Source organism: Brevundimonas sp. (assembly GCF_032107865.1).
In the GTDB taxonomy this organism is placed as follows: Bacteria; Pseudomonadota; Alphaproteobacteria; order Caulobacterales; family Caulobacteraceae; genus Brevundimonas.
On record NZ_DAMCNG010000148.1, the window covers coordinates 1 to 7010 of the forward strand.

7 protein-coding genes and 2 pseudogenes are annotated in these 7010 nt (G+C 67.6%); 8 read left to right on the forward strand and 1 reads right to left on the reverse strand.

Translation table 11 applies throughout. The annotated features are described in order from the left end of the window. Positions 1–212, forward strand: a pseudogene (locus RT567_RS11830) (DUF1275 domain-containing protein); the annotation flags it as partial. Here the strand turns inward: RT567_RS11830 and RT567_RS11835 are convergent. Next, positions 196–630, reverse strand: coding sequence for a PaaI family thioesterase (locus tag RT567_RS11835; protein ID WP_313576542.1), 435 nt, complete (start codon positions 628–630; stop codon positions 196–198). The pseudogene RT567_RS11830 and the gene RT567_RS11835 sit on opposite strands and share 17 nt — an antisense overlap. Before the next feature lie 47 nt (positions 631–677). On the opposite strand from RT567_RS11835, the gene RT567_RS11840 reads away from it, so the two are divergent. The 7 genes and pseudogenes from RT567_RS11840 to RT567_RS11870 all read left to right on the forward strand — a co-directional run. After that, on the forward strand, positions 678–998 hold the full coding sequence (locus RT567_RS11840) for a DUF3253 domain-containing protein (protein ID WP_046651625.1): 321 nt from the start codon (positions 678–680) through the stop codon (positions 996–998). Next, positions 982–1587 carry a uracil-DNA glycosylase family protein gene (locus tag RT567_RS11845; protein ID WP_313576543.1) on the forward strand — a complete coding sequence of 202 codons (606 nt, stop codon included), beginning with the start codon at positions 982–984 and terminating at the stop codon, positions 1585–1587. Before RT567_RS11840 ends, RT567_RS11845 begins: the two co-directional genes overlap by 17 nt. 32 nt (positions 1588–1619) lie before the next feature. Further along, a complete protein-coding gene (locus RT567_RS11850) occupies positions 1620–2627 on the forward strand; it encodes an alpha/beta fold hydrolase (RefSeq protein WP_313576544.1) in 1008 nt (335 codons plus the stop codon). Positions 2628–2765: 138 nt separating this feature from the next. After that, a complete protein-coding gene (locus tag RT567_RS11855) occupies positions 2766–3860 on the forward strand; it encodes a Glu/Leu/Phe/Val dehydrogenase dimerization domain-containing protein (protein WP_313576545.1) in 1095 nt (364 codons plus the stop codon). A 238-nt stretch (positions 3861–4098) separates the two neighbouring features. Further along, positions 4099–5742 carry a flagellar basal-body MS-ring/collar protein FliF gene (fliF, locus tag RT567_RS11860; protein ID WP_313576546.1) on the forward strand — a complete coding sequence of 548 codons (1644 nt, stop codon included), beginning with the start codon at positions 4099–4101 and terminating at the stop codon, positions 5740–5742. Continuing rightward, positions 5742–6779, forward strand: coding sequence for a flagellar motor switch protein FliG (gene fliG, locus RT567_RS11865; RefSeq protein ID WP_313576547.1), 1038 nt, complete (start codon positions 5742–5744; stop codon positions 6777–6779). The genes fliF and fliG overlap by 1 nt, the downstream gene beginning before the upstream one ends. Position 6780: 1 nt before the next feature. After that, positions 6781–7010 (forward strand): annotated as a pseudogene (locus RT567_RS11870) (flagellar assembly protein FlbE); the annotation flags it as partial.

Genomic DNA, 7010 nt, shown 5'->3' on the forward strand with positions numbered 1-7010 from the left:
CCCTGATCAAGACCGGCCACGCCCTGGCCGCGGCCGTGCGTGGCGGCGACCCCTGGGCGTTCCGGCCCTATATGGCGTTGTGGGCGGGGCTGGCCGGGGGCGCGCTGATGGGCGCGGTCGTCTATGGCCGCCTGGGGCTGATCGCCCTGTGGCCGGCGGCCGCTGTCGCCCTGGCTCTGGCGTTGGGCGTACGGTTCAACCGCGCGGCGTGAACTTCCGGATCACGCCTGAGAAGGTCATCAGCAGCCGTTCGCCGGTGGTGATCTGGCCGCGCACGAAGATCAGGCTCTTGCCCGCCTTGGTCACCTGGCCGGTCGCCTCGATCAGTTCGCCCACATAGGCGCCGTCGATGAAGGTGGAGTCGAGTTGCACCGTGACGCCCGAGGCGCCCTCCATCTCCTGATAGGCGATCTGGAACATGGCGATGTCGGCGAAGGTCATCAGGCAGCCGCCGTGCATCCGGCCGCCGGCGTTCATATGCTTCTGCTCGGCGCGGAAGGCGCAACGCATGTGGCCGTCGGGGTCGGGCTTGCCGTAGAAGGGCCCCACCACCACGTCGAAGGTGTCGCGCAGATTATAGGTCTGCCAACCGGCGAACTCGCCCTCGGTGACGGTGATTATCTCGGCCATGTCGGTTTTGCCTTCTTTCCGATCCTGCAGTGCAGCATATAGCGCCTATGAGCGATCCAATCGAAGCGGCCATTTTCGAAAAACTGGCCAAGGCCGACCCCAAGAACGTCGGCGGCAAGAGCATTGAACCGGCCGACGTGGCCAAGGAACTGCAGCCCGAGCAGTGGCAACGCCTGCTGCCCAAGGTGAAGGCGACGGCTCTGGGCCTGATGCGTCAGGGCAAGCTGACCATCACCAAGAAGGGCAAGGCGGTCGATCCCAACAACTTCCGCGGCGTGATCCGCCTGCGCCTGCCGACCGAGGCCGAGACGGCCGCGGCCCTGGCGGCCCTGCCGCCGGTCGAAGCTTCGGATGACGACTTCGACTGAACCGGACAACGGCCTGGATGACCTCCTGGCCGAAATCCGCGCCTGCCGGGCGTGCCTGGGGCAGTTGCCCCACACGCCGCGCCCGGTGGTCATGGTCGCGCCTGAGACGCGCCTGCTGATCTGCGGCCAGGCGCCGGGGCGGCGGGTGCATGAAAGCGGTCAGCCCTTCACCGACCCGTCCGGCGTTCGCCTGCGCGACTGGATGGGGGTGGACGAGGCGACCTTCTACGGCGATCCGCGCCTCGGCGTGGCGGCGCAGGCCTTCTGCTTCCCCGGCACCGATCCCAAGGGGGGCGACTATCCCCCGCCGCGCCGCTGCGCCGAGTTGTGGCGGCCGCGCCTGCTGGCCGAACTGCCCAATGTCGAGCTGACGCTGCTGGTCGGCGGCTACGCCCAGGCCTGGGCGTTGGGCGTGGCGGCCAAGGCCAACATGACCGAGACGGTCCGCGCCTGGCGCGACTACGCTCCCGCCGTCCTGCCGCTACCGCACCCGTCATGGCGCAATACGGCCTGGCTGAAGAAAAACCCGTGGTTTGAAGCCGAGGTTCTGCCCTACCTTCGCCGCCGGACAGCGGAGATTCTGGCGTGAAGATTTGGCGGGGCGGATTGGCGGCGGTCCTTGTGGCTCTTTCCCTGGGCCTGAGCGCCTGCGCCACGCCGCATGTCCAGCCGCCGCTGACCCCGCCCAACGGGTTCAACGGGCCGCGCATCGAGGCGGGAACCCTGGGGCGCGGCGCCTTTGTGGTGCAGGACGGGGCGCGGCTGCCCTATCTGCGCTGGAGCCCTGAAGGCCAGGCGCCCTGGGCCGTCATCGTCGCCCTGCACGGCTTCAACGACCACTACGCCTCCTTCCGTTTCGCCGGGCCGTGGTGGGCGCAGCGGGGCATCGAGACCTGGGCCTATGATCAGCGCGGCTTCGGCCTGGCTCCGAACCGGGGCGAGTTCGCGGCCGAAAGCCTGACCAGCCAGGACTTGCGCACCATCGTCGCCCTGGTCCGGGCCCAGCGGCCCAACGCCCTGATCGTGGTGACGGGCGAAAGCATGGGCGGCTCCTCGACCATCGCCGCCTTCGGTTCGGACGCGCCGCCGGACGCCGATCGCGTGGTGCTGCTGGCGCCCGGCGTCTGGGGCTGGTCCAGCCAGAACGCCTTCAATAGCGCGGGCCTGTGGACCGCCGCGCGCATGATGGGGGCCAAGCGGGTCGAGCCGCCGTCCTTCGCCGTGCGCGACATCCGCGCCTCGGACAATACGCTGGAGCTGATCCGCAACGGCCGCGATCCCCTGTCGATTCTGTCGACGCGGTTCGATTCCCTGTACGGCCTGGTCGATCTGATGGAGACGGCGACCCAGCGGTTGGGTCAGGTCGAAAAGCCGACCCTGCTGCTGTACGGCGCCCACGACCAGATCATCACTAAACGCCCCATGCGCCGTGCGCTGGAGCAGGCGGGCGAGCGGTCGAACCTGACGACGGGCTATTATGCGGACGGCTGGCACATCCTGAACCGCGACCTTCAGGCCGAGACCGTCTTCGCCGATGTCGAGGCCTGGCTGCGCGAACCGACTCGGCCCCTGCCGTCCGGCGCGCCGGCGGTCCTGCCGGCGCTGCAGGCTGATCCCAAGGCGCGCTGAACGCAAAACCTGCGGAAAGCGGAAGCGTTTTCCGCAGGTTTCCTAGAACCCTGGGCCGGCTGCATGGTGATGCTTGCCGTTTGGTCAGGCTGCGCGTATGTCCTTCCGCACAAAAAAGTACCCCAGGAAAGGCCTGTCATGGGCAAGACGCTGTTTGATTCCCCTTCTTTCGCGAACCATGAAGGCGTCCACGCCTTCTATGACGAGAAAACCGGCCTGAAGGCGATTGTTGCGGTGCACTCGACCGCGCGCGGTCCGGCCGTCGGCGGCACCCGCATGTGGAACTACGCCACCGCCGCTGAAGCTCTGGAAGACGTGCTGCGTCTGTCCAAGGGCATGAGCTACAAGAACGCCGTCGCGGACCTGGAAATGGGCGGCGGCAAGTCGGTCATCATCGGCGACAGCCGCACCCAGAAGTCGCCTGAGCTGTTCCACGCCTTCGGTCGCTACCTGAACGGCCTGGGCGGCCACTACTACGCCGCCGAAGACGTCGGCACCTCGGTCGAGGACATCGCCGAAGCGCGCAAGGTCACCGAATTCGTTCTGGGCCTGAAGGACGGCCCGGAAGCCTCGGGCGATCCCAGCCCGGTCACGGCCGAGGGCGTGTTCCGTTCGAACCTGGTCGTCGCGCGTCGCCTGTTTAACCAGAACGACATGACCGGCCTGACCGTCGCCCTGCAGGGCGTGGGTCACGTCGGCGCCTATCTGGCCGACATGCTGCACAAGGCCGGCGCCAAGCTGATCATCACCGACGTGAACCAGGCCAACCTGGAAGCCGTCGCCGCCAAGACCGGCGCCGAGATCGTCGCTCCGGACGCCATCTATGACGTCGTCGCCGACGTCTACGCCCCGTGCGCCCTGGGCGCGACGCTGAACCCGCAAACGCTGGACCGCCTGAAGGTCAAGGCCGTCTGCGGCGCCGCCAACAACCAGCTGGCCACCGCCGACATCGGCGACGAGCTGTTCAAGCGCGGCATCCTGTATGCGCCGGATTACGTCATCAACGGCGGCGGCATCATCAACGTCGCTTCGGAAATGAACGCCCGTCAGACCGGCGGCGCCTATGACGCCTCGTGGGTCGAAGGCAAGCTGTCGCGCCTGATGGAGACCTTCGAGGAAATCCTCGAGCGTTCGGTCTCCGAGAACAAGCCGACCCACCTGATCGCCGACGCCATCGCCGAGGCCCGCATCAAGGCCGCCGCCGACAAGAAGGCCGAGGCCCTAAAGATCTAAAGTTTGAAGGTCTGATCGACCTTTGACCAGCTAGCCCGCGCCTTTCGAGGGGCGGGCGGGCGCCGGGGGGCGCCTGAGGGGTGCGGGCCATAAGTCCGCGCCCCTTTATTATTTTTGGGCCTGTGTCAGCGGCCCCGACACCCATTCTTTAACGCCTCTTAACGCCGCATTTACCATCCAGGCGGCAGTTTCTGCCTAGCGGGTTCGGTTCGTCCCGCGTGTGCAGGGGCGATGGCGCGTGGGCGGCTTCACGGAAGCTTTGAAAAGGTTCGGCATCGGACGCCTGGCCGCCATCCTGGGCGTGGCTGCGGGCGTGGCCGCCGTGCTGGTCGCCGTCATGCTGCGCGTGGGCCAGGCGCCGGACGCCTTGCTCTATTCCAATCTCGACCTGCGCGAAGCCTCCGAGATCAGCGCCGCCCTGGATCAGGCGGGCATCAAATACTCCTCCAAGGGCGACGGCTCGACCATCTTCGTCAGCCGCGACGAAGTCGGCACCGCGCGCCTGATGCTGGCGGGCAAGGGGCTCGTGACCTCGGGCAGCGTCGGCTACGAGATCTTCGACAACCAGTCGGTGCTGGGCCAGACCGAGTTCCAACAGAACCTGAACGAGCAGCGCGCCCTGCAGGGCGAGCTGTCGCGCACCATCATGTCGATGCGCGGCATCAGTTCGGCCCGCGTCCACATCACCATGCCCCGCCGCGAGATGTTCCAGGCCGCCGCCATCGATCCGACCGCCGCCGTGGTGGTGGGTCTGTCGGGCCGCGATCTGTCGGCCGATCAGGTGCGGGCCATCCGCAACGTCGTCGCCTCCTCGGTGCCTAACCTGAAGCCGGACAAGGTCACGGTGACGGACCAGGCCAACCGCACCCTGGCGGCCGGGTCCGAGGACACGGGCTTCACCTCGGCCACCGCCGAGGCGGCCAAGGCCTCGACCGAGGCTCAGATGCAGGCCCGCATCAAGGACATCGTCGAGGGCGTCGTCGGCGCCGGCGCCGCTCGCGTGCAGGTGACGGCCGACATCGACCACAGCCGTTCGACCACCCAGGAACAGAAGTTCGACCCGGACGGCCAGGTCGTGCGTTCGACCTCGACCAACGGCAGCCAGTCGCAGGACACGACCGGCCAGGCCGACGGCGGCGTCACCGCCACCAATAACATCCCCGGCGGCGAGGCCCCGGCGACCACGCCCATCGGCTCCACCAACTCGGAAAACACCGAGACGACGAACTACGAAATCTCCAACACCACCACCACGACGGTGAAGGAGCCGGGCGAGGTCAAAAAGCTGTCGGTCTCGGTCGCGGTCGACGGCAAATACACCCCCGCCGCCGACGGCAAGGGCGAGCCCGCCTACGCCGCCCGCACGGCCGAGGAAGTGCAGCAGATCAAGGCCCTGGTCGCCGCCGCCGTCGGCATCGACGAGACGCGCGGCGACAAGCTGGAGGTCGTCAACGTCCGCTTCAACCGCGAGCCGTCGGCCGCGCCAGGGGCCGAGGAAGGCTCCTCGATGTTCGCCTTCGACAAGAACGACATCATGCGCGGGGTCGAGCTGCTGGTCCTGCTGGTCACGGGCCTGCTGCTGATCTTCTTCGTCCTGCGCCCGCTGCTGAAGACCGCCTCGGGCCAGGGACGCGCAGGCGTTCCGGCCCTGGTCGGCGCCAACGGCATGCCCGTGACCGCCCTGGACACCCAGCTCGTCGGGGGAACCCTGCCGGGCGGCGCGCCCATGCTGGCGGGGCCCAGCGACATGGAGCAGCGCATCGACATCGCCCGCATCGAGGGGCAGGTGAAGGCTTCGTCCATCAAGAAGGTCGCCGATTTCGTCGACAGCCACCCAGAGGAATCCACGGCGATCCTGCGCTCGTGGATGCATGAAAGCTGATGGCGGCGCGGCTGGTGTCAAAAGGCGCGGCGGTTGACGACGCCAAGAAGCTGACGGGGCCGGAGAAGGCCGCTGTCGTTCTGCTGTCTCTGGGCGAAGAGCACACCGCCCTGTGGCAGCAACTCGACGACGAAGAGATCAAGGAGGTCTCCCAGGCCATGGCGGGGCTGGGCACCGTCACCGCCGCCGTGGTCGAAGAGGTGCTGGTCGAGTTCGTCTCCGGCATCGGCGGGTCCGGCTCGCTGATGGGCTCTTACGAGCAGACGCAGCGTCTATTGTCGTCCTTCATGCCGGGCGACCGCGTCGACGCCCTGATGGAGGAAATCCGCGGCCCGGCCGGTCGCACCATGTGGGACAAGCTCGGCAATGTGAACGAGGCCGTGCTCGCCAACTATCTGAAGAACGAATACCCGCAGACGGTCGCGGTGGTCCTGTCGAAGATCAAGCCGGATCACGCCTCGCGCGTGCTGACGGCCTTGCCCGAGGACTTCGCCCTGGAATGCGTCCAGCGGATGCTGCGGATGGAGCCGGTGCAGCGCGACATCCTCGACAAGATCGAGCAGACCTTGCGCAGCGAGTTCATGTCCAATCTGGCGCGCACGTCGAAGCGCGACAGCCATGAGCTGATGGCTGACATCTTCAACAGCTTCGACCGCCAGACCGAGGCCCGCTTCATCGGCGCGCTGGAGGAACGCAACCGCGACGCGGCCGAGCGTATCCGCGCCCTGATGTTCGTGTTCGAGGATTTGTCGCGTCTCGATCCCGGCGGGGTGCAGACCCTGTTGCGCGCGGTCGAGAAGGACCAGCTGGGGCTGGCGCTGAAGGGCGCCTCGGACCCCCTGCGCGAAATGCTCTTTTCCAACATGTCCGAGCGCGCCTCGAAGATCATGCGAGAGGACATGGATTCCATGGGGCCTGTCCGCCTCAAGGACGTCGACAACGCCCAGATGGCCATGGTCCAGGTGGCCAAGGATCTGGCGGCGCGCGGCGACATCATGCTGGCCGGCCAGGGCGGCGACGACGAGTTGATCTACTGACATGACCGCCCAACCCGCCAACGCTGTCCCCTTCGCCTTCGACACCGAGTTCGGGGCTGACGGCGCCGTGCTGCGCGCCTCGACCTGGCAGCCGGCCAAACGATCCTTCGCTCCCGCCGAGGTCGAGGCCCTGGTCGCCCAGGCCCGGCTGGAGGCCCGCCAGCAGGCCCTGGCCGAGGTCGAGGCCCTGCGCGCCGACGCCCTGTCCATCCTGGCCCAGTCGACGGCCCA

Bases quoted from the DNA above. Each gene is read 5' to 3' on its own strand.
- RT567_RS11835 (WP_313576542.1), bottom strand. From the start codon at position 630: ATGGCCGAGATAATCACCGTCACCGAGGGCGAGTTCGCCGGTTGGCAG.
- RT567_RS11840 (WP_046651625.1), top strand. From the start codon at position 678: ATGAGCGATCCAATCGAAGCGGCCATTTTCGAAAAACTGGCCAAGGCC.
- RT567_RS11845 (WP_313576543.1), top strand. From the start codon at position 982: ATGACGACTTCGACTGAACCGGACAACGGCCTGGATGACCTCCTGGCC.
- RT567_RS11855 (WP_313576545.1), top strand. From the start codon at position 2,766: ATGGGCAAGACGCTGTTTGATTCCCCTTCTTTCGCGAACCATGAAGGC.
- fliG (WP_313576547.1), top strand. From the start codon at position 5,742: ATGGCGGCGCGGCTGGTGTCAAAAGGCGCGGCGGTTGACGACGCCAAG.